Source organism: Tardiphaga sp. (assembly GCF_028290495.1).
GTDB lineage: Bacteria > Pseudomonadota > Alphaproteobacteria > Rhizobiales > Xanthobacteraceae > Tardiphaga.
In genome coordinates this window covers 34,546-60,154 of the sequence record NZ_JAQGJT010000124.1, presented here as the reverse complement: position 1 = coordinate 60,154, position 25,609 = coordinate 34,546, and the positions used below count along the sequence as shown (strand labels likewise).

General features: G+C 64.4%; 23 protein-coding genes. 9 read left to right on the top strand and 14 right to left on the bottom strand.

Going from position 1 to position 25,609, the window contains the following annotated elements; translation table 11 throughout:
• Position 1: 1 nt before the first annotated feature.
• From JWQ24_RS18395 to JWQ24_RS18365, 7 genes are all read left to right on the top strand, one after another.
• Positions 2 to 1,087: an iron chelate uptake ABC transporter family permease subunit gene (locus JWQ24_RS18395; RefSeq protein WP_299811122.1), complete on the top strand. Its 1,086-nt coding sequence runs from the start codon at positions 2 to 4 to the stop codon at positions 1,085 to 1,087.
• Complete coding sequence (locus JWQ24_RS18390) at positions 1,084 to 1,887, top strand: heme ABC transporter ATP-binding protein (RefSeq protein WP_299811119.1); 804 nt, start codon at positions 1,084 to 1,086, stop codon at positions 1,885 to 1,887. Before JWQ24_RS18395 ends, JWQ24_RS18390 begins: the two co-directional genes overlap by 4 nt.
• Before the next feature lie 78 nt (positions 1,888 to 1,965).
• The gene (locus JWQ24_RS18385; protein ID WP_366521455.1) at positions 1,966 to 2,379 is read left to right on the top strand and encodes a response regulator; all 414 of its coding nucleotides are present in this window, start codon (positions 1,966 to 1,968) and stop codon (positions 2,377 to 2,379) included.
• Positions 2,379 to 2,558 carry a hypothetical protein gene (locus JWQ24_RS18380; protein ID WP_299811116.1) on the top strand — a complete coding sequence of 60 codons (180 nt, stop codon included), beginning with the start codon at positions 2,379 to 2,381 and terminating at the stop codon, positions 2,556 to 2,558. Before JWQ24_RS18385 ends, JWQ24_RS18380 begins: the two co-directional genes overlap by 1 nt.
• A 65-nt stretch (positions 2,559 to 2,623) precedes the next feature.
• Positions 2,624 to 3,913, top strand: a complete 1,290-nt coding sequence (locus JWQ24_RS18375) for an amidohydrolase family protein (protein ID WP_299811114.1) — start codon at positions 2,624 to 2,626, stop codon at positions 3,911 to 3,913.
• Positions 3,914 to 3,964: 51 nt separating this feature from the next.
• On the top strand, positions 3,965 to 5,335 hold the full coding sequence (locus tag JWQ24_RS18370) for an FAD/NAD(P)-binding protein (RefSeq protein ID WP_299811112.1): 1,371 nt from the start codon (positions 3,965 to 3,967) through the stop codon (positions 5,333 to 5,335).
• 112 nt (positions 5,336 to 5,447) lie between these two features.
• Positions 5,448 to 6,257 carry an IclR family transcriptional regulator gene (locus tag JWQ24_RS18365; RefSeq protein ID WP_299811109.1) on the top strand — a complete coding sequence of 270 codons (810 nt, stop codon included), beginning with the start codon at positions 5,448 to 5,450 and terminating at the stop codon, positions 6,255 to 6,257.
• Positions 6,258 to 6,306: 49 nt separating this feature from the next.
• Here the strand turns inward: JWQ24_RS18365 and JWQ24_RS18360 are convergent, their stop codons facing one another.
• Complete coding sequence (locus JWQ24_RS18360) at positions 6,307 to 7,491, bottom strand: hypothetical protein (protein ID WP_366521454.1); 1,185 nt, start codon at positions 7,489 to 7,491, stop codon at positions 6,307 to 6,309.
• A 177-nt stretch (positions 7,492 to 7,668) separates the two neighbouring features.
• Here JWQ24_RS18360 and JWQ24_RS18355 point away from each other — a divergent pair, with 177 nt between their 5' ends.
• A complete protein-coding gene (locus tag JWQ24_RS18355) occupies positions 7,669 to 8,847 on the top strand; it encodes a glycosyltransferase family 4 protein (RefSeq protein ID WP_299811106.1) in 1,179 nt (392 codons plus the stop codon).
• Here JWQ24_RS18355 and JWQ24_RS18350 read toward each other — a convergent pair.
• The 6 genes from JWQ24_RS18350 to JWQ24_RS18325 all read right to left on the bottom strand — a co-directional run bounded on the left by JWQ24_RS18350 (position 8,844) and on the right by JWQ24_RS18325 (position 17,485).
• Complete coding sequence (locus JWQ24_RS18350; protein WP_299811103.1) at positions 8,844 to 9,989, bottom strand: glycosyltransferase; 1,146 nt, start codon at positions 9,987 to 9,989, stop codon at positions 8,844 to 8,846. The two genes, JWQ24_RS18355 and JWQ24_RS18350, sit on opposite strands and share 4 nt — an antisense overlap.
• Complete coding sequence (locus tag JWQ24_RS18345; RefSeq protein ID WP_299811101.1) at positions 9,982 to 11,004, bottom strand: polysaccharide deacetylase family protein; 1,023 nt, start codon at positions 11,002 to 11,004, stop codon at positions 9,982 to 9,984. The genes JWQ24_RS18350 and JWQ24_RS18345 overlap by 8 nt, the downstream gene beginning before the upstream one ends.
• Before the next feature lie 44 nt (positions 11,005 to 11,048).
• Positions 11,049 to 12,545, bottom strand: coding sequence for a lipid II flippase MurJ (locus tag JWQ24_RS18340; protein WP_366521453.1), 1,497 nt, complete (start codon positions 12,543 to 12,545; stop codon positions 11,049 to 11,051).
• Positions 12,546 to 12,627: 82 nt separating this feature from the next.
• Positions 12,628 to 14,013: an O-antigen ligase family protein gene (locus tag JWQ24_RS18335; protein ID WP_299811099.1), complete on the bottom strand. Its 1,386-nt coding sequence runs from the start codon at positions 14,011 to 14,013 to the stop codon at positions 12,628 to 12,630.
• Positions 14,010 to 15,161: a glycosyltransferase gene (locus tag JWQ24_RS18330; protein WP_299811097.1), complete on the bottom strand. Its 1,152-nt coding sequence runs from the start codon at positions 15,159 to 15,161 to the stop codon at positions 14,010 to 14,012. Before JWQ24_RS18330 ends, JWQ24_RS18335 begins: the two co-directional genes overlap by 4 nt.
• Positions 15,161 to 17,485 (bottom strand): tyrosine-protein kinase domain-containing protein, encoded by a 2,325-nt coding sequence (locus tag JWQ24_RS18325; protein WP_299811092.1) that lies wholly within the window; start codon positions 17,483 to 17,485, stop codon positions 15,161 to 15,163. The genes JWQ24_RS18330 and JWQ24_RS18325 overlap by 1 nt, the downstream gene beginning before the upstream one ends.
• A gap of 333 nt (positions 17,486 to 17,818) precedes the next feature.
• Here JWQ24_RS18325 and JWQ24_RS18320 point away from each other — a divergent pair, with 333 nt between their 5' ends.
• A complete protein-coding gene (locus JWQ24_RS18320) occupies positions 17,819 to 17,992 on the top strand; it encodes a DUF1328 domain-containing protein (protein ID WP_299811089.1) in 174 nt (57 codons plus the stop codon).
• Positions 17,993 to 18,034: 42 nt separating this feature from the next.
• On the opposite strand, the gene JWQ24_RS18315 is transcribed toward JWQ24_RS18320, so the two are convergent.
• The 7 genes from JWQ24_RS18315 to JWQ24_RS18285 all read right to left on the bottom strand — a co-directional run bounded on the left by JWQ24_RS18315 (position 18,035) and on the right by JWQ24_RS18285 (position 25,607).
• Positions 18,035 to 18,748 (bottom strand): ABC transporter ATP-binding protein, encoded by a 714-nt coding sequence (locus JWQ24_RS18315; protein WP_299811086.1) that lies wholly within the window; start codon positions 18,746 to 18,748, stop codon positions 18,035 to 18,037.
• Entirely contained in the window at positions 18,729 to 19,493 is a 765-nt protein-coding gene (locus tag JWQ24_RS18310) for an ABC transporter ATP-binding protein (protein ID WP_299811083.1), read from the bottom strand. Before JWQ24_RS18310 ends, JWQ24_RS18315 begins: the two co-directional genes overlap by 20 nt.
• Positions 19,490 to 20,491 (bottom strand): branched-chain amino acid ABC transporter permease, encoded by a 1,002-nt coding sequence (locus JWQ24_RS18305; protein ID WP_299811080.1) that lies wholly within the window; start codon positions 20,489 to 20,491, stop codon positions 19,490 to 19,492. Before JWQ24_RS18305 ends, JWQ24_RS18310 begins: the two co-directional genes overlap by 4 nt.
• The gene (locus JWQ24_RS18300) at positions 20,488 to 21,357 is read right to left on the bottom strand and encodes a branched-chain amino acid ABC transporter permease (RefSeq protein WP_299811231.1); all 870 of its coding nucleotides are present in this window, start codon (positions 21,355 to 21,357) and stop codon (positions 20,488 to 20,490) included. The genes JWQ24_RS18305 and JWQ24_RS18300 overlap by 4 nt, the downstream gene beginning before the upstream one ends.
• A gap of 161 nt (positions 21,358 to 21,518) precedes the next feature.
• A complete protein-coding gene (locus JWQ24_RS18295) occupies positions 21,519 to 22,697 on the bottom strand; it encodes an ABC transporter substrate-binding protein (RefSeq protein WP_299811077.1) in 1,179 nt (392 codons plus the stop codon).
• Between the two features lie 83 nt (positions 22,698 to 22,780).
• Positions 22,781 to 24,217 (bottom strand): glutamine synthetase family protein, encoded by a 1,437-nt coding sequence (locus JWQ24_RS18290; RefSeq protein WP_299811074.1) that lies wholly within the window; start codon positions 24,215 to 24,217, stop codon positions 22,781 to 22,783.
• Positions 24,218 to 24,248: 31 nt separating this feature from the next.
• Positions 24,249 to 25,607: an aromatic ring-hydroxylating dioxygenase subunit alpha gene (locus JWQ24_RS18285; RefSeq protein WP_299811071.1), complete on the bottom strand. Its 1,359-nt coding sequence runs from the start codon at positions 25,605 to 25,607 to the stop codon at positions 24,249 to 24,251.
• Between the last annotated feature and the right edge of the window lie 2 nt (positions 25,608 to 25,609).

Here is a 25,609-nt window from a genome sequence, read left to right as displayed (position 1 = left end):
GATGAGCGTTGTCGACGTTCCCACGGATACCGCGGTGAGGCTGCGGCGCCCGCCGACATGGCTGGTGCTGAGCGGCTTGTTCGCCGCGTTGCTGCTGACCATGCTGCTCGCCGCCACCGTCGGCGCGGCCGGGATTCCCCTGGCGCGATTGCCGGCGGCGCTGGGGCTGATAGCCCCCGAGGCCGGCAGCGCGCTTGCCGGGCGCGATCAGTTGATCCTGTGGTCGATCCGGATTCCGCGCATCGCGGTAGCCGCGATGATCGGCGGCATGCTGGGCGCGGCCGGCGCGATCATGCAGGGGTTGTTCCGCAACCCGCTCGCCGATCCCGCTTTAGTCGGCGTCGCCAGCGGCGGCGCACTCGCCGCGGCCAGCGCAATCGTGATCAGCGACAGCCGCTTCGCCAGCCATATCCTATTTCTGCAGCCCTATCTGCTGCCGCTCGCTGCCTTCCTTGGATCGCTCGGCACCACCATGCTGCTATACAAGATCGCCAGCCGCGGCGGCCGCACCTCGATCGCGATCTTCCTGCTGGCTGGCATCGCGATCGCCGCAATCGCCAATGCCGGGATCGGCATGCTGGTGTTCGTCGCCGACGACCGACAGTTGCGCGACATCACTTTCTGGATGCTCGGCTCGCTGAGCGGCGCGACCTGGAGCAAGGCGCTGATCCTCGCGCCAGTTCTGCTGCTGGCCGCCGTGGCGATGGCCTTCATCCACCGCGGGCTCGACGTGCTGATCCTCGGTGAATCGGAGGCGTTTCATGCCGGCGTCGATGTCGAGCGGCTGAAGCGGATCTGCATCGTGCTGGTGTCGGCGATGACCGGCGCTGCGGTCTCGGTCTGTGGCGTGGTCGGCTTCGTCGGCATCGTGGTGCCGCATCTGTTGCGATTGCTGATCGGACCCGGCCACCGGTTGCTGCTGCCGGCCTCGATCGGGCTCGGCGCGGTGCTGCTGGTCGGCGCCGATACGCTGGCGCGCAGCATCGTCGCGCCCGCCGAAATGCCGATCGGCATTCTGACCGCTGCGGTCGGCGCGCCGATGTTCTTGCTGATCCTGCTGCGGCAACGCGGGCTGGTGGGGCTGTGAGCGCCGTGCTGGAAGCCTCCGGGGTCTCGGTCGTAGTCGGCGCGGCGACGTTGCTGGATCACGTCGATCTGCGGATCATGCCGGGCGAGATGGTTGCCATCGTCGGCCCCAACGGCGCCGGCAAGTCGACGCTGCTGCGCCTGCTATCCGCCGATCTGCGGCCGACGCGCGGCGTCGTCAGCCTCGGCGGCCGCTCCATCGCGAGCTATACGCCGTCACAACTGGCGCTGCGGCGCGCGATGCTGTCGCAGCATGTCAGCGTCAGCTTTCCCTTTACGGTGGAAGAGATAGTGCGGATGGGCCGCGGCAGCCAGTCGCTGGCCGTGTCGCAGGCGCTGGTCGATGCGGCGATCGGCGAAGTGGGCCTCAACGATTTCCGCCACCGCGAACTGCCGACACTATCGGGCGGCGAGCAGCAGCGCGCACATTTCGCGCGCGTACTGGTGCAGCTCGCCTGCGGCGAGGCGTTGCATGGGCCCGGCGTGCTGCTGCTCGACGAACCAACCTCGAGCCTCGATCTCAAGCACCAGATCGCGCTGGTCGAGATCGCGCGACGTCGCGCCCAGGCCGGCACGGCCGTCGTTGCCGTATTGCATGACCTCAATCTCGCGGTCCGCTTCGCCGACCGGATCGTCGTACTGCGCGACGGGCATCTCAAGGCAGAAGGCACTCCGGTTGATACCATCACCGCCGATGTGATTCGCGGCGTGTTCGGGATCGACGTGATCGTCGAGCGCACGCCCGATGGAACACCGTTCCTGCTGCCGCAGATGATGCGACAGGTAGACGAACGCGGCTAGTTCCTGACGGCCAAGAAGCAACGCATTCAGTTTGCAACTTTGTTGAGCAGCGGAACCTCACTTTTATATGAACCGCCAGTGGACTGGTGCATTGCCCCTGATATCAACAACCAGGGAGTTCCACATGGCTTATGCACACCGAACAACCGCACTGATGTGGTCGAGGACGACGGATTGCAGCGCGAGCTGGTGAGTATACTACTTGAAGAAAGCGAAATGAACGTCATCGAGTGTGAAAGCGCGGAGGCCGCAGCCCTGGTGCTGGAAGAGTCCGGTGATACCGTGTCGATGGTGTACACCGATGAGGAACTGGCGGGCCTGATGGACGGCGTCGAACTGGCCCATATCGCCAAGGAGAGTTATCCCGACATGCATGTCATCGTCACCTCCGGCGCCGCGCGCGTGCCGGGCCTGCCCCACGGCGCGCTGTTCATGCCGAAGCCCTGGAACCGGATCGATGTGCTGAGGGTCGCGCAGCAAACGATCCATTGATGCAGATCGTCGTTCCGAGAAGCTATGCGACACTGCCAAGCGTCGCGTTCTCCACTCCGTTAGGCAACTTCACCGCCACCGGCAGGGAGGTCCGAATCGCACGTTCGGACGGCGTGGTGGATCTCGTAGCGCGCACGGTGGAAGCGATCTCGACGGATGCCGGGCGGGAGCCCGCTTGAGCCGCACATCTTGCATTGCTGCGGCGCAGCGTCGATAATTCCCCTGCAACGACGCAAAGGGCCGCATGACGTTCGATCTTCTCATTCGCAACGCGAACCTGCCGGATGGCCGCCGCGGCCAGGCTATCGCCATCGCGGGCGGTCGCATCGTTGCGGTGCAGCCGAAGCTTGAGGGTGACGCCGGCCGCGTCATCGATGCCGCCGGACATCTGGTGTCGCCGCCATTCGTCGACATCCATTTCCACATGGATGCGACCTTGTCGCTCGGCCTGCCCCGCCTCAACGTCTCCGGCACGCTGCTGGAAGGCATCGCGCTGTGGGGCGAGCTGAAGCCGCTTTTGACCTACGAGGCGCTGGTCGAGCGCGCGCTGCGCTATTGCGACCTCGCGGTGGCACAGGGCCTGCTGGCGGTGCGCAGCCATATCGATATTTGCGACGACCGCTTACTGGCCGTCGATGCGCTGCTCGACGTCAAGAAGCAGGTCGCGCCCTATCTCGATCTCGAACTGGTGGCATTTCCACAGGACGGCTATTTTCGTTCGCCCACGGCCGCCGCCAATCTGGCACGGGCGCTCGACAAGGGCGTCAGCGTCGTTGGCGGCATCCCGCATTTCGAACGCACGATGCAGGATGGCGCGGCATCGGTGAAGGCGCTGTGCGAGATCGCGGCAAAGCGCGGATTGCGCGTCGATATGCATTGCGACGAGAGCGACGATCCGCTGTCGCGTCATATTGAAACGCTGGCTTACGAGACGCAGCGGCTCGGCCTGCACGACCGCGTCGCTGGCTCGCATCTCACCTCGATGCATTCGATGGACAACTACTACGTCTCCAAACTGCTGCCGCTGATGGCCGAAGCCGGTGTAGCAGCAATCGCCAATCCGCTGATCAACATCGTGCTGCAGGGCCGCCATGACAGCTACCCGAAGCGCCGCGGCATGACGCGGGTGCCGGAGATGCGACCGCACGGCATCAATGTCGCGTTCGGTCAGGACTGCTGCATGGACCCGTGGTATTCGCTGGGTTCCGCCGACATGCTGGAGGTCGCGCATATGGGCCTGCATGTTGCGCAAATGACCAGCCGCGAGGCAATGCGCTATTGCTTCGACACGGTGACGACGAACCCGGCGACAATAATGGGGCTCGAAGGCTACGGCCTTGATGTCGGCTGCAACGGCGACCTGGTACTGCTGCAGGCGCGCGATCCGATCGAGGCGATCCGGTTGAAGGCAACGCGGCTCGCGGTCATCCGCCGCGGCCGCGTGATTGCGGAAACGCCGGCCCGCATCGCGCAGCTGTCGCTGGCGGGACGGCCCGGCGCCATCGATCCTGCCGGCTACTCGCCGCCAGAATGACGCCAGAACGATTCATGGCGACGCATAGCCTTTGAGCGAATAGAACACCGCATGACTTCTCTTCCTTCCACACTTCGCCACGTCGCCATCGTCGGCGGCGGCGCTGCCGGCACGCTGGCTGCGATCATTCTCTCGAAATTGCCTGGTATCGGTCGCCTCACGCTGCTCGATCGCGACGGCCGGTTCGGCCGCGGCCTCGCCTATTCCGCACCGGAAAAATGGCATCGCATCAATGTCCCCGCCATCAAGATGGGCGGCGTCGATGCCGAAGATTCCGAGGCCTTCGTCGACTGGCTCGCCGCACGCGGCGACGTGACCGGGCCGGAATACTCCGATTCCTTCGTGCCGCGATGGACCTACGGCGATTTCCTTTGCGACCAGCTCGCAAAGATCGACGCCACCGGCCGGCTCGAGCAGCGCACGGCCACAGCGGTCGCCGTTGCGCGCAGCGGCGACCGCTACCGGATCGAGCTTGCTTCGGGCGATGCGATCGAGTCCGACATGGCGGTGCTCTGCATCGGCAACCAGCCGCCATCACCGTTTCCCGGCATCGAGCCGTCGGCGCGCTCAATCGACAATGTCTGGACTAGTGGTGCGCTCGATGCGATTGCACCGGACGACCGCGTGCTGGTGATCGGCACCGGCGCCACCGCGGTCGATATCGTCATCGACCTCATGCATCGTGGCATCCGAAAAGAGGTCACGATGCTCTCCCGCCGCGGCCTGCTGCCGCGCGTTGACGTGGCGACGGTCGCCGATCCCGATCCGGTCGAGATCTGGCCGATACGCACGGTGCGCGGGCTGCTGCATTCACTGCGGGAGGACATCCGCCGCAAACAGGCGGCCGGTCTGCCGTGGCAGACTTCGATCGATACATTCCGGCTGCAGACCGCCGGATTCTGGCAGGGGCTTTCGACAGGCGAACAAGCGCGGTTCTCGCGACATCTGCGCGCCTACTGGCTGTCGCACCGCCACCGGCTGGCGCCGGATGTCGCGACTTCGCTGGAACAGTGGCAGAGCGATGGCCGGCTATCCGTGGTCGCCGGCAATATCGTCTCGGCCGTCGCCACGCCGACGGGACACGATGCCAGGCTGCGCCGGCGCGGCGGCAGCGAACAGCATCTTGCGACCAACTGGATCCTGAACTGCACCGGCCCGGAAGAACGCTACGACCGGATCGGCGATCCGCTAATCGGCTCGTTGCTGGCAGGGGGCCAGGCACGGCGCGGTGCGCTCGGCCTCGGCCTCGACGTCGATCCAAACTGCCGGCTGCGCGACGCCGCAGGCTATGCCCATCAAGGCCTCTATGCGGTGGGACCCGCAACGCGTGGCGCGTTCTGGGAAGTCACTGCGGCAAGCAATATCCGGAAGCAGTTGCTAGGGGTCGCCGATTACCTGCGGTCCACCAACCAAATTAGCTAAGAAACTCAATAGAAAATTCCCTACCGTGTTTCCCGTTTGCCGGTAACCGCATCTTATTTTATGGTATTTGCAGGCTGTATTCTTTATCCGCGATGACGCGGATCGGATGGTGATGTCGGTGCTCGATCACGACACGGTTCTGCAAGCCGAAAGCAATATCCGCAACGCGTTGCCTTCCGCCGAAGGCAGCTCGCGGAAGGTATTGCGCGCGCTATTGGCGTTCTCGATCGACCGACCGCGGCATACGGCCGAAAGCCTCGCCGCCTGTATCGGGTTGCCGCTATCCTCGACCTATCGCTATCTCAACATCCTCAAGGAAGCCGCGCTGATCGACGAAGACGGCCGCGGGAACTTTGTGCTGGCACCGCGCGTGATCGGGCTGGCGCAGGCCGCCCGCGCCGGTACCGGCCTCGCCTCGATCGCGCGACCGCGGCTGCGCAGCCTGTCGCAGCAGACCGGCGAGACCGTGATGCTGGTACGCCGCTCCGGCGACCGCGCCGTCTGTCTTGAACGTGTCGAGGCGACCTCGCGTTTCCAGATGACGTTTGAGGTCGGCATGGCGCTGCCGCTGCATCGCGGCGCCGCGCCGAAGATATTGCTGGCGCAGCTTCCGCCGGCGCAGATCGAGGCGACGCTCGACGACGTCGTGGCGCGCAATCCAGCGTTTGCTCCGCAACGCACGGCGCTGCGCGACGAACTCACCGCCATCCGCCGCCAGGGCTGGGCGGAATCCTACGCCGAGATTACGCCGCATGTCGTGTCAGGCGCGGTCGGTATCGTTGACGACAGCGGCATCGTCACCGCAATCTCCTTCGTCGCGCCGGTCTACCGTACGCCGAAGGTGGCGCAGAACAGGCTGATGCAGCATCTGCAAGACGCCGCCACGGATATTGCGCGGGCTTTCGACGAAATGGCGTTTTGATCCAAGACGTTTTGATCCAGGACTGCTGCGTACCCCTTTCAGATGCCGATTATTTCCTCAGACGCGGAAGGTACAGCATGTAGGTTTCATCGGCCGGCAGGCCGGTGAGCACCACGCGGCCATTGCTGACCGCGAGGTCGCGGCGCTTGCCGTCCCAGGCCCATAATTCGGCTGTTGTTGCCCATGGCGGCAATTGTACTTCCCAGACTGGTCCCCAGGTTTCGGTCCAGCCCTTCACGTCCTGCCAGACCTGCAACTGGCCGGCCGCGCCTTCCAGCGTGTACTTGCCGGACTGCCGATCCAGCGCCGTGAAGGTCATGTCGCCGGCCAGCTCGAGCACCATGCGCAAAACTTTCGCGCGCGGGTCCGGCGTCCACGGCGTTTCGGACGCGGCCATCGCATAGGCCGGGCCTTCGATGCGGCCGGTGTCGGCGAGATTCCAAGGAAACGCCAGCACGGTCGCCGAGGTCTTGCCGTCGGCACGGACGACGCCGGCATTGTCCCACAACGCCGTGAGAAACAGTTTGGCGGCAAGGTGTGGATCGAACCAGGCGCCGTCGCGGGTGATGTTGAATTCGGTGGAATAGAAATTGATGTCGCGTGTCAGGCCCATCGTCGTTTTGATACGCTCAAAGCAGGTCTGCGCCGAAAATTCGCGGCCGCGGGTCAGCGGGTACCACTGCGCATGGTAGTAGGTGTGCAGATCGATACCGTCGAGCCGGCCGTCCTGCAACAGGCCGGCGATGGCGGGGCCGTAGCCGCGCAAGGTTGCGTCATGGTGCGAATTGCAGGTCGCAAAACCACCGGGCACGACGCGCAGTTTCGCGTCGATGCTGTGCACGCCGTCAGCGAGCCCGGCCATCGCATCGCGGTAGACATCGCGCGGGATCGTCGCCTGCACGTCGGGCTCGTTGATCGCGGTATATATTTCCACACCCCAGTTTTTGATACCGTTTTCAACACCCCATTCACCATTTGGACGAAAACGCCTGGCGAAAGCCTGCCCTGCCGCGAACCAATCGTCGTATGATCCTGTCGGTTGCGGAGGTTGCAGCGTTTGATAGCTGCCTTCGTATTCCAACAGGATGATCGGCATAATACCATTGCGATGTGCTTCCAGCATCGCGGCATCGAAATTTTTCGGAATGGGCTTGCGATCGAGGTGACGCCAGCCGTAGGAGTCCATCCGTCCCATTTTGGCGCCGACGCCGTGCAGGGCGGTATATAGCTGCACGGACGGCGCCCCAGTCATATGTGTCACAAGGTTTCCGCCACCGATGCGATCTCGCAAAGGTGAAACCGGTACAATGGCGTCCGCAGCATGAACGTGCGACATCGATAAAGATAACAAGACGGCCACGGCCATCCATTTCTGATACTGGTTCATTCGGTCCCCTTATAGCGTCACCTTATGACAATCGAGATCGTTCAAATAGTCCAGGAGCTGAGCACGGTTGGCGGCGTCGAAAGCGTCGCCTGCGAACTTGCCGCCGCGTTCAGCCGCGCCAAGGTCGCCAACACCGTGCTGGCCAGTGCCGTCGGCAACCGTATCAACCCGGAGACGCGGATCGAGCGGGTCGGCGCCTGGCTATCCCGGATCCGCACGCGTGGTGTACTACGCTACTTTGGCCGTTTCATTGTGGTCCCGGTGTTCACGATCCTGGCGACGCGCGCGGCGATCCGGCATCCCAACGCGGTCATCATCAGCCACGGCGACAGCCTGACGGGCGATGTGCTGGTGGTCCACGCCGTCAACGCGCAAAGCCTCGCCGAAAAGCGCAACGCGCAGGACTGGTCGTGGCTGCTCAATCCGCTTCATCTCTGGGTGGCGCTGCGCGACCGCTGGATGATCGGCGGCTTGCGTTACCGGATGTTTGTCGCGGTGTCGCCGCGGGTCTCCACCGAGTTGCAAGCAATCTACGCGGTGCCTCCGTCGCGGATCCAGGTGATCCCGAACGGCATCGACCTCACCCGCTTCGTGCAGGATTCCGCTGCCGGCCGCGCGGTGCGCGTCGAGTTCAACATTCCCGAGGACGCTCGACTACTGCTGTTCGCCGGCCATGAATTCCGCCGCAAGGGGCTGGCGCATGCCATCGCTGCGCTGGAACGGCTCGGCCCCAATGTCTGGCTGCTGGTCGTCGGCTCCGACAATCCCGCGTCATATCGCAAGATGGCGACGACTTCGGCCGACCGTCTGGTATTCGCAGGGTCGCGCACCGACATGCCGGCGCTGTATTCGGCCGCCGACGGCTTCGTGCTGCCGACCTCCTACGAGACGTTCTCGCTGGTCTGCATGGAAGCGATGGCCTGTTCGGTGCCGGTGTTCGCAACCCCGGTCGGCGGCATTGAGGATTATCTGGTCGATGGCGTCAACGGCTACCAGATCCGGATGGACGGCGCGGACATCGCGGCCAAAATCGAGCACGCGTTTTCCAATTCCGAACTGACGCAGCGGCTGCGCGACGGCGCTCGCGCCACCGCCCTCGACTACGGATGGGACCATGTCGGCGCGCGCTACATCGCGCTGCTGGAGCAGGTGCAGGCTTCCAAGGAAGCCCGTTCGGCGCGCACGATCACCGCCACGGTCTAGCCTCGCCGCGCCGCCGCGGCTGCGCAGGCCGAAATCAGGTCGTCAGCGACGACGCGGTACGTAAAACGGTCGGAGACGTTCGACTGTGCGGCCAGACCTTGCGCCCGAAGCGCGTAGGGATCATCAGCAATCACATCGAGCAGTTTGGCCAAAGCCGAGGGATCGCGCTCCGGCACGATCCAGCCGCCGTCGCCGACGACATCCGGAATGGCGCCGCCCTGCGAGCCGATCACCGGAATGCCACAGGCCTGCGCCTCGACGATGACGCGGCCGAACTGCTCGCGCACCGATTTGGTGGTGCGCGTCAGCAAGATCATGACGTCAAGACTGCGCAGGAATGACGCGACATCAGTCGGTGTGCCCCAACCACGGATAGTCACCCGGTCGCAGAGGCCGAGTTCCACGATCCGCTCGCGCAGCCGCGCCTCGTGCGGCCCCTCACCCATGATCGCCAGCGACACCCGCGCCGCCGTCATCTTCAAAGCATCGAGCGCGTCGTCGAGGCCCTTTTCCTCGACGATCCGCCCGACATAGCCGATGCGAAAATCCGGCCGCGTCGCGCGAGCAGGCGAGGCTTCTGCGGCTGGATGAAAGGTCACCAGATCGACGCCGTAGCCGATTGACGTCACCGGACCCTGATAACCCCTTGCGCGCACCACCGCCGTGGCGTCGGGGCTGCGCGACAGCACGTGGTCGGTGTGGCCCAGCACCTGCTTGCGGATAAATTCGAACGGCGGCGGCAACCGCTTCAGGATGTTCTGGTCGACTTCCATGACCATCGCCGCCCGGCCCTTCACGAAGCGCGCCTGCAAGGCGACGACGCTCCAGGGCTCCTCCCATAGGTGAATGACGTCAGGATCGATTTCCCTGATCAACCGGCGCAGGCCGGGATAGAAATGCAGGTACCAGCTCATCGGCCCCGCGCGCTTGAACGCGATCGGCAGGATATGCAGTTTCAGGCGATCATCACGGGAGAGATCGGCATGCAGCGTACGGCCGAACTGGTGCCAATCTGCAGGCACCACGAGGTGGACATCGACATCACTGCGCTTGACCATTTCGTAATAGCGCAGCCGGCCGCCGTCGGCGGTCATGGCAGGGTGGGCGATCGACAGAATCTTCAGACGCTTGGAATCAGACACGCCCGGTCATCCTCGCGGCCGCGCCGGTCAGGCCGGTGAGATGCAATTCCATCGTCGCCAGGCTACGGTGCGCGCCGTTGATCGTATTACGCGGCAGGTCGAAGGCATCCTGCCCGCTGCGCATCAGGCCTTTCCGCGTGGTCGCGGCGCTGACGAAGCCGCTGTCGCGCGCGATCTCAAAATCGCGCGGCCCGCAATCGGCGCTGCGGCCATAGGGAAACGCAAAGTGCCGGCACGGAATTCCGAGCTTTTCGATCAGCCGGTCGCGGCTGCCCTGCAGTTCGGCGCGCGCGCGCTCGGGCGTCAGCGACGAGACGTGGGGATGGCTGACAGTATGGGCGCCGATCTCGACCAGGGGATCGTCGCGCAGCGCTTCCAGCATTTCCCAGGAGATCGCGTGCTTCCAGTGCATCGCGTCGATGTCGATATCGTTGAGCTTGCAGAATTCGACGTAGCACGCGGCGGCATGCGGGCCGTCCCATTGTCCGGCAACGCGGTGAAACGCGGCATTCTTGTCCTCGAAGGTCGCGACATCGACAGCGCCGTCCTCGAACATCACGCGATCATGGGTGAGCAACACGTCCTCAAGTCCTGCCGCCCACAGCGGCAGCGTAGCGTCGGGTATCCCGGTGGTAACAAACAACGTCACCGGCAGATCGTGGCGGCGAAACAGCGGCACCACTTGCTCGAACGTATCGCGGTAGCAATCGTCGATCGAGAAGTTGATGAAGCGATCATTGGCCCGACCGAGCGCGGAGCGGCGCAGCGCCTCCTCCATCGTCACCACGTCCCAGCCGCGATGCGTCAGATAGGACAGGAACTGATCGAGAAAATCGAGGTCGAGATAGAAATCGCGGTTCGGCAGTTTTTCCCACGCTTGCGCCGATGCGCCGCGATGAAAGGTCACCAGGCAACCGCGTGCGCTCATGAAAAAATCAGCGGCCATCGTGATCGGCCGGATCAACGCTTCCGAGGTAGCTAATTGCTTCGCGACGCCGGACAAAAAATGTTTCATGGAAACTTCCCAACCACAGAGCGCGTTCTATCCCAAAACATCCTCTAAATTCGTAGCAAGAGCCGCACGCGCGCAAATGCCGCAACGCATAGGCTCGGTATCAACATCGCAACGCCCAGGGCGATGCACGCCAGATAAGCAAGACCGCCGGCCATCAGACGGGGCAACGTGCCGTCGATACGCTCGTGAATCTGCCAGCCCAGCAGCGCCATCAGCGCCGCAGGGAAGCTCGCCAGCAGGATCAGCCACAACAGCTTGCGGCGCGAATCCAGAGCAATCACGACGCCGGCCAACAGCACAAAGCCGCGGGCAGTTTCACCAACACCCAACATCAGTGTGCCGTCGCCAGCGCCCAAAACCTGCAACGTCAGGAAGTTGACAGCGGTATTTACCACGTAGGCGGTTACAATAATCACTGCGGCCGCAAAATTCCGGCCGGCACCGTTAAGAATTCGTATCAGGATCCAGCCCAGCGTCGAGGCCCACAGGCCGAAGGCGATGCCGCGCAACGCTTGGCTGGTCAGCGTAACCGCGTGGTCGTTGAAGGCGCCGCGGAAGAATACCAGCCGCACGATCTCGGGGGCGAACATGACCAGGAACGCCGAAGCCGGCAGCGCCAGGGCCAGGATCGGGCGGGCGATCGACTCGACCTGGGCGGCGGGATCCTTCGGCGGATGGCTCGACAGCACGGCCAACCCGACCGGCTGGCTGATCAACAGCAGCGCGCTTTCGGTCAGCGTGCGCGCATAGTCCATCGATGCCACGGCGCCCGTCGCGACCCGCGACGCAAGCAGCCGCTCGACCCAGACATTGGCCTGCTCCGCGACCGGCAGCGCCAGCAACGGCCGCAGCCGGCGCAGGTATTCACGGCCTGCCGACGCCACATCCGCCAGCGTCAGCCCGCGGAAGCTGAGCACGCCCTCGCGCCACATCGTGTAGAGGCCCCAGGCGCCGAGCACATTGAAAGCGATCGAAAACGACCAGGCCAAGGTGTGGAAATTGCCGGACGCCGACAGCAGCGCGATGCCGATCAGCACCGCGATGTTGAGGATGCTGGCGCGGACATTGGTAAGCCGCGTGCGGCCGAGCGCAATCTCGCCGGCGGCCAGCACGTTGATCATCGCCGAAGCCGGCATGCCGAGCGCCATGATCCGCACGAAGTCCAGCGTCAGGCTGCGGCCCTCCGCCGAAAAACCGCCGACAAAGGCGTGGATCCAGTATTCACCGAGGATCTGGATGCCGATCATCAGCAGCGTCGCAACGGCGGTGACGGCGACCGTGAGCGCACCGAGACGCTGCGGCCCGTTGCCCGCTTTCAACGCATCGCGATGCATCGGGATCATGATCGCCGGCACGCTCTCGTTCTGCAGGAACGCCAGCGGCAGCATCACCGCGGTGATCGCGCCGCGAAAGCCGTCGGCGACCAGAGAGGCGCCGAGCACGTTGGCCATCAGTATCTCGCGCCCGAAGCCGAGCACCTTGCTGGCCAGGGCGCCGCTGATCAGGATGGCGGTAAAGCGGCGCGTCGAGGATTTGGACAAGGCTATACCGCCACGGCTCGGAGGGAGCCCATTGGGCCGGCTTCAGGGACTGCGCCGATCACGGCAATGCTGTTTGGACTTGTCATCTCCGTGAGTCCACCGATCCGCGCAGCCGCGGCGTAGACAACACCGCAAAGGTCCAGAAAAAGAACCCGGCCTCGCCGGAAGTAATGTTTGCCAGCGGAATCTGCATCAGCCCGCCGAGGCCCAGCGCGCCGACGATCACGGCCTCGCGGCTGGTGTCATGCCATGCCGTCCATATCGTATTGAGCCCCGCCCAGACCAGCGCGGCCAGGCAGATCAGCCCGAAGAAGATGCCCATCGTCACCCAGCAGGCGATGATCATGCCGTCGATCGGCATCGCGCCGGCGGTGCCGGCGTCGGTCGTCGTAAACCCGCTGCCGATTGCGGAAGAATCCCACTGGCTCCACAGCGTGACGAATTCCTCGAGCCGTTCCTGCGCACTGCCGTCCTGCGAGCCCTCGCCGAGCGTCGCGACACGCTCAGCGATGCTTTCGCCGAACGGCGTCAGCGTCGCTGCCAGCACGACGACCACGACCACGCCGATGGAGATCACGGCGGCCTTGCGGCGGGTAGCGCCGAACAGCAGGCAGAACAGGATGCCGACTGCGAGCGAGATCCACGCCGTGCGGTACGACGACAGCAACAGCGCGAAGGCTGCGGGCGTGGTCAGCAACAGCGCCAACCAGGGCAGGCGCGCAAAGCATACGATCATCAGGCCGACCGCCACGAAGGTGGCGAAGGAGGCCGGCGAGTTCATCGTGCTGTAGGTGCGCACCATATAGGGCAGCGGCAGGCCGGCCGATGTGATCGACGCATACTGCATCCAGTACACATCCCAATCCGGCGGATTGATGTACTGCAAAATGCCATAGACGCCGATCGCCGGCAGGATCAGCAGGAACGCCCACGCGGCGGCCTGCACCAGTTCGTCGCGTTTGTCGGTCTCGATCAACGCCGCGGCATAGACCAGCGGAGCGATCCATTTCAACGCGCCGGACGCAGCATTCATCCAGTCGGCCTGCATGATCGAAAGCGCCGTGCCATAGACGACGCAGATCCCAACGATCAGCACCGGCCATAATTCACGGCTCGGCGACAGCCGCGCCTCCAGCAGTCGCCAAAGCCGCGGCGCCGGCGCGAGGATCGCGAGCAACGGGCCGACCAGCAGCAGGCCGGACTGGTCGAAGCCGGCCGTCAGATCGACGACGCGGCGCACGAACGGCGCAAAGGCGAACAGCATCAGCGCCGCCTGCAAATGCGCCGCCGGCCCCTGCCGCCATGCATACCAGCCGACACCGACGCAGCCGAGCATGAAGAGCGGTCGCGAGATCGAACCGAGCGCGCCGCCAATCAGCGCCGTCCCGGCGAGCAGCGCCAAGGCGACGACCCAGCCCGGCACCGGCCAGACGCTGGCCCTGAAACTGGACAGGGTGACCGCGGTCACGCGCGCGCTCCCGAGGCATCGTCGATGACGCCGGCGATGGCCCGCAGCATCTGCGCAGCGCCGTAATGCGATTTGGCACGCGCTTCCGCATAGTTAAGCTGTGCTGCCAGTTCGGGCGGCTTCGACATGATGTTGATGATCGCCGCAGCCAGCGCGTCGGCATCGCCCGGCGGCACCAGCGTGCCGGCGCGGCCAGCTTGGAGAATGTCGGACGCAGCCCCCGCATCGGTGGCGATAACCGGCACACCGGCCAGCATCGCTTCGACCAGGGTACGGCCAAACGGTTCGGGATCGATCGAGGGGTGCACGACCGCATCGACGGCGCGCATCAACCGCGGCACGTCGCTGCGCCGACCGAGAAAATGCACGCGGTCGCCGAGATCAAGATCGATGACCATCTGGTTGAGTTTGGCCGCATAGGCCTGCTCGCCGAACATCGCGTCGCCGGCAATGATACAGCTCACGCCGGGCGTCCTGGCCAGTGCCTGCAAGACGACATGCTGGCCCTTCCACGCCGCCAGACGGCTGAACACGCCGACCAGCGGACCTTCCGGCAATTGCAGCTGTTGCCTGATCTGCGCCGGCGAAAGCGCCTCCGGCGCGATGTCGAGGCCGTTCGGCACCACGACGACCAGCGGCTGCTTGCCGCCCTCTGCAATGAAGGCATCGGCGCAGGCCTTTGAGGGCACCACGACGCGGCTGGCGAAGAGGTTTGCCAGCGTCACCTGCACGCGGCGCTGCATAGCACCGAAGTGCACGGAGCTGATAATATCATGCAGGTGCCATATCAGCGGCCGTCGCGCGACGCTGACCGCAAGCGCGGAGAGCACGAAAGCCTTCTGCGAATTGGCGTAGACAACGTCATGGCGGCGCGCCGCGGCGATGGTCTCAAGGACGATCCCGAACAACCGGCCGACCAGCGGAATGACCTTGAGGATCGAGCTGTCGCGGCGCACCTGCGTCAGCCCTTGTCCCCAGCGCGACACCGTGACCTTGAGTCCCTTGGCCGCCAGCGCAGGCGCCAACGGGCCGTTCTCGAACAGCAGCGCCGACTCACCGGCCCAGGGTTGCACGAGATCGACCAGTACCAGCTCTGCACCGGAAATCGCTCCGGTGTGGCAGACGAACAGAACGCGCGGCTTGGCCATCAGACCGCGCCGGCATAGGCCGGCATCCGTTCGACCTCACGGGCGGCGGCGGTGTCGGACTGCGCCATGGTGATGGCGATGCCGACGAGGTCGCCGCCGGCGGCACGGATCGAAGCCGAGGTGGCGATGGCCTGACCGATCGAGGAGCGGCCCGTGCGCATGCACATCAGGACGCCATCGACCTGCCGCGCCAGCACGCCGATATCGAGCTGTACGGTCGGCGACGGGCCATCGATCAGCACAACGTCGTAAATCTGGCTCCACTGCAGCAGATCGGCCAGCGGCTTTTGCATGATCAAATCGGCCGAGTTTGCGAACGGCCCCGCCGCGATGGCATCGAGATTGGCCGTGGAGGTGCGGACCACGACGTCACGCGGCTGGACGTCGCCTCGCAAAATGCCTTGCAACCCCATACTGCCGCGCAGCCCGAGCGCGGCTTCGAACTTCGGCGCGCCGAGATCGCATTCCACGACCAGCACGTTACGGCCGGACATCGCCAGATACTGCGCCAGCGCCAACGTCAGGAAAGTCTTGCCTTCAGCCGGCGCCGGTGACGCCACCAGCAGATGGCGTCGCTTGCTATCATGACCGGCAAACAATCCAGCCGACAGTTGCCGCAGCCCGTCCTGGAAGGCGCGGTCCTGCTGCGCCAGCGCCAGCGACTTCGTCAGCGATGCGCCGGACTGCGCGGTGAGGATAGCGCCAATCGCGGATTCCGGGGGTTTCCGGATCGACGGCAGCCGGGCCAGAATCGGCGCACCCGTGACGACGGCCAGTTCAGACAACGAACCGGCCGGCGCCGGCGCAGCCATCGGGATCGGCCTCGCGCCCGTGACTTCCGGCACGATCAACGGCGCAGCGGCTGCTGACACAGCGGCAGGCGGCGCAGCGGCAGCCGGCATGGTGCTGGCCGGCACAGCCTCGTCGGGCACATCACGACGCGGCGCGGGAGTGAACTGCCGCAGGTTGCCAAACTTGAACCGGTCGCCAAAGAAAGCGGCGCTCAGCGCCAGGAGCAGGCCGATAGTGGCGCCGGCGGCGAGGAACGGGATCTTCTTCGGGAAGAACGGCTTGGCCGGCAACTCGGCCAGGCTGACCAGCCTTGTGCTACCGATCAGCACGCGGCGTTCGGTCTCCAGCTCGGAGGCGCGCTTGTAGAGGTCGGCATATTGCTGGCGCTTGATCTCGGTGCCACGCACCATGCTCTCGATCGAAGCTTCGTCGGATGTCGCGGAGCCGACTTCGGACTTCACCGTCTCCATCTGCTTCTTCAGCGAATTGACCAGCGTATCGTTGGCATCATAGGCCTTCTGGGCACTGGAGGAGATGTTGGCGACTTCCGCCGTCATGCGGTCCTTGATCGCGATCTGCTCCTGCTCCAGCGCGCGCAGCGACGGATGGCGGGGGCCGAGCACATTGGCCTGGCTGGCATATTGCGCGGCGACCACGGTGAGCTGCTGTTTGAGATCGGCGATCGAGCGGTTCGCCAGCACCGAGGGCGCATCGAAGGCGCCGCGCGAAGCGCTGGCCTTGATCTCCTGCAGCCTCGCGAGCGCATCAGCGCGTGCCGCCTCGGCGGTCGAGAGCTGCTGGCTGATGCTGGTGAGACGTTCCGAACTGATCGGCGCGATCGAGCCGCGCATCAAACCCTTGGTGCGACGAAATGCCTGGATCTTGCTGTCGGCCTCGCGCACTTCCGCATCGAGCTGGCGTACTTCTTTCCAGAGATAGGAGGCGGCGATCTCGCGACTGTCGGAGCCGGCAACGCGTTGATCGGCAAGGAAAGCATTGGTCAGCGCATTGGCCATTGTCTGCGCGACTTCGCCCAGCGAGGAAGTATAGGAGATGTTGATGACGCGGGAGCGGCCGACCGCGCCGATCGAATAGCGCGAGGAAACGTAATCGACGAAAGCGCCGCTGTCGGTCTTCATCTTGTCGCAGGACGAGCCGCCGCCGAAACCGGTCTGGCACTCCAGGACCGCGGCATCGACCACGCCCGGCGCCGCCATCGCCAGCCGCATCAGCCGCGGCGAGCGGATCACCAGCAACTGGCTCTCGACGTCCGCGGGATCGCCGATCTTCTGCGCCCATACCGAGGAATTAACGTTCGCGGTGCCGCCCGGCTCCTGCTCGGCGACGATCACCGAGCCGACCGCGAGATAGCGCACCGGCAGCACGACCAGCAGCACGGCGGTCAGCACGAGCACGCCGCAGAACACTGCGGCGAACAACGAGCGATGGCGCCAGATCGTCTGCACCGGGCTGGGACCGGCGGCGTCCGGAGGCGCGGGAATGGTGGAGGGCTGTTGTTGCATCTCGGCCATCACGCATTCACGCCAAGGCTGCGGGCTGCGGTAGCGCAGCCTTCACGAAGCAACCAGCCATCCCTGCAAGCGACGCCCATCCTGAACCCTACTCACCCGGAAAATCCGGACCTTTGCCGTCGCGGAAACAGCCAATTGGCGGTCAACGTCGAAGCCGCAGGACCGCTCGTTCGAGCCCGCCGCGCGCCTCTACATTTAGGGATGTTTTGGTTAAGGGGCCGTTTAAATTGGGCTTTTCTCGCTTTGCAGGCCCAATCGGTAGGCTTCTGCGCGGCTGGAGGAACCAACTATGGGAGCCGCGCGTTTTCGCCGCATGCAAACAGGAGCTGCGCAATGAGCATCTTGAAATGGGCCTTGATCTTCTTCTTCGTCTCGATCGTGGCCGGCATCTTCGGCTTCACCGGGGTGTCCGCGGCCTCGGCCGACGTCGCCCGCGCGCTGTTCTACATCTTCGTTGCGATCTTCATCGTGCTGCTGTTGCTCGGCATCACGATCTTCAGGGCCTGACCGGGCTGATCCCCTTCGCGGCCCGGGGACAGGTTTCCCGGACTAATGGATGCCCACGCCGACCAGTCTGTCGACCAGCGCGCGGTCCAATCTCAACGCCTCCGGTCTGCCGGTCCAGCTGGTGCGGCCGCGCTCCAGCACCATGACGCTGTCGGCGAAATCCAGCGCGCGCTCGATCTGCTGCTCGACCAGGATGATGGTGACCTCCTTGCTGGCGGCGAGCTGGCCCAAGAGCGCCATCAACTCGTCGCAGATCACCGGCGCCAGACCTTCCAGCGGTTCATCGAGCAGCAGCACCTGCGGTTTGCCCAGCAGCGTGCGGGCCATCGACAACATCTGCTGCTCGCCGCCCGAGAGCTGCATGCCGTAGTTGCGGCGGCGGTCGCGCAGCCGCGGAAACATCGCATAGGCCTCGTCCAGCGCCGTGGGCAGACGCCCCTTCAGCCCGGTGCGCAGATTTTCCTCCACCGTCAAGGATGGAAAGATATCGCGGGTCTGCGGCACGTAGCCGATACCAAGCCCGACGCGCGCGGACGTCCGCATCGACGTGGCGTCCTCGCCGCCGATGCCGATCCGGCCACTGTGGCGCGTAGTAAGGCCCATCAGGGTCGCCAGCAACGTGGTCTTGCCCATCCCGTTGCGGCCGAGCACGGCGAGGCGATCGCCGGCCTGCACCGAAAACGCGATGTCCTCGATGATCCGGGTCGGGCCGTAGCCGGCGCAAAGGCCGTTGATTTCAAGCGCCGCGGCGGGCATCGGCATAGCTCCCGAGATAGGCGCGGCGCACTTCGTGATCCGCGGTCACATCCTTCGGCGATCCCTCGAAGATCAGCCGACCGGCCGCCAGCACCAGCACGCGGGCGGCGAACTTGAACACCAGATCCATGTCGTGCTCGATCATCAGCACCGCGATGTCCGCCGGCAGCGAGTTGATCGCCTCCAGGATCTTCGGCGCCTCGTCATGCGGCACGCCGGCCGCGGGCTCGTCGAGCAGCAACACTTTGGGGCGCAGTGCGAGACCGATGGCAAGTTCGACCAGCCGCTGCTGGCCGTAAGCGAGTTCGATCACCCGGCGATAAGCGAGGCGATCGAGCCCGAGATTGCTCAGGATCTCGCTCCATTCGGCCCGCACTTCGGGCTGTTCGGTCGCTGACGAGAAGAACCGCTTGCTGATCCCCCTGCGCTGCATGATGGCGAGCGCGACGTTGTCGGCGACCGTGAGGTTCTGGAACAGCCGCGTGGTCTGGAACGTGCGCACCAGCCCGCGCTGCACGCGCTCGGGAATGCTGTGCCCCGTGATCTCGTCGTCGCCCATCCAGAACTGGCCGGCACTCGGCATGAGATCGCCGGTGATGAGGTTGACCAGCGTTGTCTTGCCGGCGCCGTTCGGACCGATCAGCGCGACACGGTCGCCGGCGTTGAGGCTGAAGCTGACGTCGCGGGTCACCTGCAATCCGCCAAAGGCGAGCGAGACGTTGCGGGCTTCGAGCAGGCCGCTCATGACACCCTGCCCCGTCCGGTCAGGCGTGCCGCTAGCGCCAGCACCGGCGCGATCAATCCCTTGGGGGCGAACACCACGATCAGGATCAGCAGCAACCCCACCAGCGTCATCCAGTGGAACGGATTGGCGGCCGAGACGATGTGCTCGAAGATCTGGAACAGCACCGCGCCGGCCAGCGCGCCCCACAGATGGCCCGCGCCGCCGAGCACCAGCATGACAAGCACTTCGGCGGAACGCTCAAAACTGACTCCATCCAACCCGACCACGCCGGTACTCATCGCGGTGAGCGCACCGCCGATGCCGGCGACCGCGCCCGACACGCCGTACATGAGGACGAGGCGCGGATAGACCGCAACGCCGATCATCCGGGCGCGCAGGTCATCATCCTTGATGGCCCGGCACATCAGCCCGAACGGCGAGCGCACGAAACGCGACAAGGCGACGAAGACGATGACGAGAACCGTGAGCGAGAACAGGTAGGCGGTCCGGCTGTACATATCGAAATTATAGAGGCCGAGCACCTTGCCGGGCACGATGCCGGACAGGCCGTCGCTGCCGCCGGTCAGCCATTGCAGCTTGTTGGCGAGCGCAGCGACGAGCTGTCCCACCGCGATCGACAGCACCAGCTGCGGCAGCCCGCGGAACCGCGCAATCAGCGCGCCGGAGATCAGCCCCATCACCGCGCCGGCGAAGAGGCCGACCGCGAGCAACGCCAGGGGATCAGTGACGCCGCGGACACAGGCGACGCCGACAGCATAGGCGGCGACGCCGAAATTCGCGGCGTGGCCGAGCGTGGCGATACCGCAATAGCCGGTGACCAGATCGAGCGACAACACGATGAAGCAGATGCCGATCAGCCGCGTCAGGAAGGCCAGATCGTCCGGAAACAGGAAATAGCCGACCGCGCCGAGCGCGGCGATCGCCAGCGTGCTCAGCGCTTCATGCAGGAGCGGCGTGTGCCGCCTCGTCAGCACGTGGTTGATCGCGATCTCGCTCATGCGTGCGATCTCCCGAACAAGCCGTGCGGAAACAGAAACACGATGACGATGACGGTGAGGTAGAAGAAGAACTCGCCGAACTCCGGCGCGAGATATTTTCCGGTGGTATCGGCGAGGCCGAGCAGCATGGAGGCCGACAGCGCCCCCATGATCGAACCGGCGCCGCCGACCGAGACCACGACGAGGAACGTCACCATGTAGCGCAGGGCGTAGAACGGCTCGATCAGCAGGATTTCGGCGCCGACCACGCCGCCGAAGGCACCAAGCCCGATCGCCAGCGCGAAGGTGACGGCGTAGATAATCTCGGTCCGAATACCCAGCGAATCCGCCATGCCGCTGTGATCGACGGAGGCGCGCAGCTTGATGCCGAACTCGGTCTTCTCGATCAGCCACCACAGTGAAAGCGCCGTGACGACGCCGCAGGCGACAACGAACAGCCGGTGCGTCGGGATCGAACGAAAGCCGATATCGAGCGGACCGCTCAACAATGGCGGCAGCGGGATCGGCTTCAGCGTCGGGCCGAAGATGAAATTGACCACGCCGATGATCAGGAAGGTGATGCCGATGGTCATCAGCACCTGGATCAGTGGATCGGACTTGCGATAGATGCGGCGGTACAGCAGCAATTCGAACGGGATTGACACGATGATGGTGCCGACGACCGCCAGGAGAATGGCGACGCTGTAATGCACATTGAGGTCGCGGATCGCGTAGGAGGCGAGGTAACCGCCGATCATCGCGAAGGCGCCGTGCGCCAGATTCACCACGCGCATCAGGCCCATCATGATCGACAGGCCGATCGAGATGATGAACAGCACCATGCCATAGGCCAACGCGTCGGTAAGGATGCTGAGAGCAAGGCGCATGGTGTACTCGGTAAAGGGCCACAATACTGTCATTCCGGGATGCAGCGGACGGCAAAGCCGGCCGATGCAGATCCGGAATCCCGAGATGTTCATCGTCTCATTCCGAGGTTCCGGGCTCGCTCGCGCAGGTGCGCTCGCGCCCCGGAACGACAGTTTAGTTGTTACTTCTTGCTCAGCGCCCAATCCGGCTGATCCGGAAACACGGTGCCGCTTTCCTTGTTGATCAGTCTGCCGTTCTCTTTGACTACGGTGCGCAGGTAGACGTTCTGGCGGATGTGGCGGGTGTCGGGGTCGATCGATACCGGGCCGCGCGGGCTGACCCACTTCATGCCCTTCACCGCAGCTATCGCCTTGTCCGGATCGCGCTTGCCGTCGGTGGCCTTGATCATCTCATAGATCACGCGCGCGCCGTCATAGGCCGCGACGCCGGTCATCGCGACGTCCTCGACCTTGCCGCCATTCTTGACGATGGACGCGAGAAACGCCTTGTTTTCCGGGCTCTCGTGCGACACCGCGTAGTGATAGGTCGAGAGGATGCCGAGACTGTTGTCGCCGATCCCCGGCAAATCGATCTCGGTGACGACGTCGCCGGTCGACATCAGCTTGACGCCATCGGCCTTTAGGCCGTTGTCGACATAGGCCTTGATGAAACCAAGTGTCGGCGGACCGGACGGCAGGAAGGTGAAGATGGTGTCGGCGCCGGCCGCCTTGATGCGCTGCATGATGGGGCTGAAGTCGGTAGTGTTGAGCGAAATCCGGATCGCTTCGACGACGGCGCCGCCGTCGGTTTCAAACGTCTTCTTGAACGCGGCTTCAGCATCGATACCCGGACCATAGTCGCTGACGGCGATGGCAACCTTCTTCGAGCCGTTCTTGAAGGCGATGTTGGCAGCGGGCACGGTGTTCTGCCACATCGTGAACGAGGTGCGCACGATATAGGGGCTCTTTTCGACGATCGAGGACGTCGCGGCATTCATCACCACCAGCGGCGTCTTGGATTCTTCCAGCAGCGGCGCCACGGCCATTGCGTTCGGCGTGAAGTACATGCCGGCGAGATACTGCACCTTGTCCTTGACGATCAACTCCTGCGCCAGCGCCTTGGACTTCGCGGGATTCGGGCCTTCCTCGTCCTTGTAGATGAATTCGATGGTGTGCTCGCCGACCTTGTTGCCATGCTCGGCGACCCAGGCGTCGATGCCCATCTTGTAGTTGGCGCCGAACAGCGCGTAGGGACCGGACATCGTGCCGATCACGCCGACCTTGATGACGTCGGCGGAAGCGGTGCCGCTCATCAAGGCCAGGATGGCGACGGACAGGATCGATTTTGTGGATCGGTTCATCAGAGCAGTCCTCGTTGAAGGGAGAAAACTTTGTCGGAAAGCTGTATTCAATAAACGTGCCGGAAAGACCGCAAGCCGCCGCTTCAAAACATCTCGAAGTATTCGCGCTGCTCCCAGTCGGAGACTTCGGCCTGGAATCGCTCGATCTCGGCATTCTTGATGTGGGTGTAGTAATCCACCATCGTCGCGCCCATCTTCTCGCGGAAGAACGGATCGTCCTTCAGCGCGAACACCGCCTCGCGCAACGATTTCGGCAACAGCGGTGCGTCGCTGTCATAGGGTGTATCCGCCGACAGGCCGGGGTCGAGCGCGCGATCGACGCCGTCGAGTCCGGCGAGAATTTGCGAAGACATATAGAGGTACGGATTGGCGGCGGGCTCGCCGACGCGATTTTCCAGTCGCGTCGCGGAATCGTTCGGACCGCCCAGCACGCGGATCATCGCGCCACGGTTGTCGCGGCCCCAGATCGCGCGGTCCGGCGCCAGCGAATAGGAACGGTAGCGCTTGTAGCCGTTGATGGTCGGCGTCGTGAACACGGTCGCCGCGCGCGCGTGCGCCAGCAAGCCCGCGAGATAGCCGCGACCGAAGGGCGACAACGGCTCGCCGTCATCCGTGGACATAAATGCGTTCTTGCCGGTGTCGCGCGACACCAACGACTGATGCAGATGCCAGCCGGACGACACCACGTTGGGAATCTTCGGCCGGCACATAAACGTGGCGTGATAGCCGCGGCGATGGCATATCTGCTTTACGGCGCTCCGAAACAGCACCATGGAATCCGCCGGCGTCAGGCCGACGGTGGGCGCGAAGGTGAATTCGCACTGGCTCGGTCCGTATTCCACTTCCACCGACCGCAGCGGCAGGCCGAGCGCCATCACATCGCGGCGGATGAATTCAAGCACCGGTTCCATCTGGTCGTAGCGCTGCTCGGTGAGATACTGAAAGCCGTGCGAGAGAAGGCTTACATCCGGCGGGCGTCCGGGCTGCCCGGCATCTTCCGGCGCCATCCGGGTCTCTTCGCTCTTGAAGATGTGACACTCGACCTCGAGACCGGCGACGAAGTCATAGCCGCGTCTGTTGAGGTCGGCGAGCACGCCCTTGTAGAGATGGCGCGTCGCGAACGGCACCGGGCGGCCATCGGCGAAATGCACGTCGCACAACAGCCAGCCGGTGGCCTCGGCCCACGGCAGCACGCGAAAGGTCAAGGGGTCAGGAATCATCAGGGCGTCTGCTGCGCCCTGCATTTCCGGAATGCCGAAACCGCCACCGGCTGTGAACACCGGAAAGACCGACTTGTGCGAAGTGTCCTTGGCGAACATCGTGGTGGTGATGTTGCAGCCGTTCTCCAATACGCGCAGCGCCTCGCTGGCGATCAGCGTCTTGCCGCGCAGGATGCCGTGCTGATCCGGAAACGACAGCCGGATCACTTCCAGCTTCTGTTCCTCGACGATGCGTCTGAGCCGGACGGCGGCGTCCTTCTGTTCTGCGGACCACAGGCCGTGGCGTTCGACGAAACTCAACGCACTCTCCTGTAAAACAATGGGAAGCCGATCACTCGGCGGCCGTGAGGCGCGTGACGGTGGCCGGCGTTTCGTTCGGCACGGGCGCAGCCCACGGCGCGCCACGACGGCGGGCGACGTCGACTTCCATCCAGTAGGTTTCCCAGCCGCGGGTCGGGCCGATGCCGTCCATCGTGGCGGGGCCCTGGATGCTGCGCGCGTTGCCCGCGTCGAGGAACATCATCGGCTTCTGGCCGCCGGCGACCTTCTCGATCTCCTGCCGCAGCAGTTTTCGATAAGCGATAATCGCCTTGTCTGAGGTGCCGAGATGCTCGCGGGTGCGATCCTGGATCTTGCCCATCGATTCCACCGCCCACTGATCGTGAACGTTGATGTCGGCGCCCATGCCGGTATAGGTCTCATGCGCCTGCTCGTGCGGATCGAAGCCGTAATCGTTGCTGCGATTCTTGCGCGAGACATAGTTTGGCAGCTCGTAGAGTTCGAGGCGCTGCTCGCGCATTTTCACCTTGTCCACCGGCTTGGTGTAACTGGTGAAGATCGCATACCAGTAGCAGCTCTCATCATCGACCGGTACGTGCCACTGCGTGATGGTCATCTCCGTGCTCATCGGAATCGCAAAGCCGTGCGGGAAAATCTGGTTGGTGACGCGCACATGGGTGCGCTCGTCGTCGAGCTGGCGCAGGGCGATCAGCCGCAGGCCGAATTCGGTCGACTCGACGTTGATGATCGGCCGATCGTATTCCCGCAAGATCTTGGTCATCGGCATCTCGCTGCCGGACGAGGCGCCGCGGAACTGCTTGCCATAGGCAGCCGAAGTATCCTCGTCCTCGAAGAAACGGTGCAGGAACGAGGCGTGCGCGGGATCGATGCCGACTTCCAGCGCCTGCAGCCAGTTGCAGTCGAACAAGCCCTTGAAGGCAAAGGTGTAGACTCCGGGTGCGGCGAAACAATCCAGCTCCGGGAAGGCCGGCGGCTCGCCTTCGCCGAGATAGGCCCACAGGATGCCGCCCTTCTCGACGACGGGGAACGCGCGCTGCTTGATGCCGGCGCAAAGTTTGGAGGTGACCGGCTCGGCCGGGGTTTCCAGGCACTTGCCTTCGACATCGAATAGCCAGCCATGGAACGCGCAGCGCACGCCGCCGCCTTCGAGCCGGCCGAATGCCAGATCGGCGCCGCGGTGCGGACAGTCGCGATCGAGCAGGCCGTAGCGGCCCTGATCGTCGCGAAACAGCACGAAATCCTCGCCAAGCAGTTTGACGGGCCGGATCGGCCGTTCGCCTTCCAACTCGTCGACCAGCGCCGCGGGCTGCCAGTATTGGCGCATCAACTTGCCGGCGGGCGCCTTCGGACCGATGCGCGTGATCAGGTCATTCTGCTCTTGGCTCATCATGG

Coding starts and splice junctions, on each gene's coding strand:
- JWQ24_RS18395 (WP_299811122.1), top strand. CDS start 2: ATGAGCGTTGTCGACGTTCCCACGGATACCGCGGTGAGGCTGCGGCGC.
- JWQ24_RS18380 (WP_299811116.1), top strand. CDS start 2,379: ATGCAGATCGTCGTTCCGAGAAGCTATGCGACACTGCCAAGCGTCGCG.
- JWQ24_RS18375 (WP_299811114.1), top strand. CDS start 2,624: ATGACGTTCGATCTTCTCATTCGCAACGCGAACCTGCCGGATGGCCGC.
- JWQ24_RS18370 (WP_299811112.1), top strand. CDS start 3,965: ATGACTTCTCTTCCTTCCACACTTCGCCACGTCGCCATCGTCGGCGGC.
- JWQ24_RS18365 (WP_299811109.1), top strand. CDS start 5,448: ATGTCGGTGCTCGATCACGACACGGTTCTGCAAGCCGAAAGCAATATC.
- JWQ24_RS18355 (WP_299811106.1), top strand. CDS start 7,669: ATGACAATCGAGATCGTTCAAATAGTCCAGGAGCTGAGCACGGTTGGC.
- JWQ24_RS18345 (WP_299811101.1), bottom strand. CDS start 11,004: ATGAAACATTTTTTGTCCGGCGTCGCGAAGCAATTAGCTACCTCGGAA.
- JWQ24_RS18330 (WP_299811097.1), bottom strand. CDS start 15,161: ATGGCCAAGCCGCGCGTTCTGTTCGTCTGCCACACCGGAGCGATTTCC.
- JWQ24_RS18325 (WP_299811092.1), bottom strand. CDS start 17,485: ATGGCCGAGATGCAACAACAGCCCTCCACCATTCCCGCGCCTCCGGAC.
- JWQ24_RS18320 (WP_299811089.1), top strand. CDS start 17,819: ATGAGCATCTTGAAATGGGCCTTGATCTTCTTCTTCGTCTCGATCGTG.
- JWQ24_RS18315 (WP_299811086.1), bottom strand. CDS start 18,748: ATGCCCGCCGCGGCGCTTGAAATCAACGGCCTTTGCGCCGGCTACGGC.
- JWQ24_RS18310 (WP_299811083.1), bottom strand. CDS start 19,493: ATGAGCGGCCTGCTCGAAGCCCGCAACGTCTCGCTCGCCTTTGGCGGA.
- JWQ24_RS18305 (WP_299811080.1), bottom strand. CDS start 20,491: ATGAGCGAGATCGCGATCAACCACGTGCTGACGAGGCGGCACACGCCG.
- JWQ24_RS18300 (WP_299811231.1), bottom strand. CDS start 21,357: ATGCGCCTTGCTCTCAGCATCCTTACCGACGCGTTGGCCTATGGCATG.
- JWQ24_RS18295 (WP_299811077.1), bottom strand. CDS start 22,697: ATGAACCGATCCACAAAATCGATCCTGTCCGTCGCCATCCTGGCCTTG.
- JWQ24_RS18285 (WP_299811071.1), bottom strand. CDS start 25,607: ATGATGAGCCAAGAGCAGAATGACCTGATCACGCGCATCGGTCCGAAG.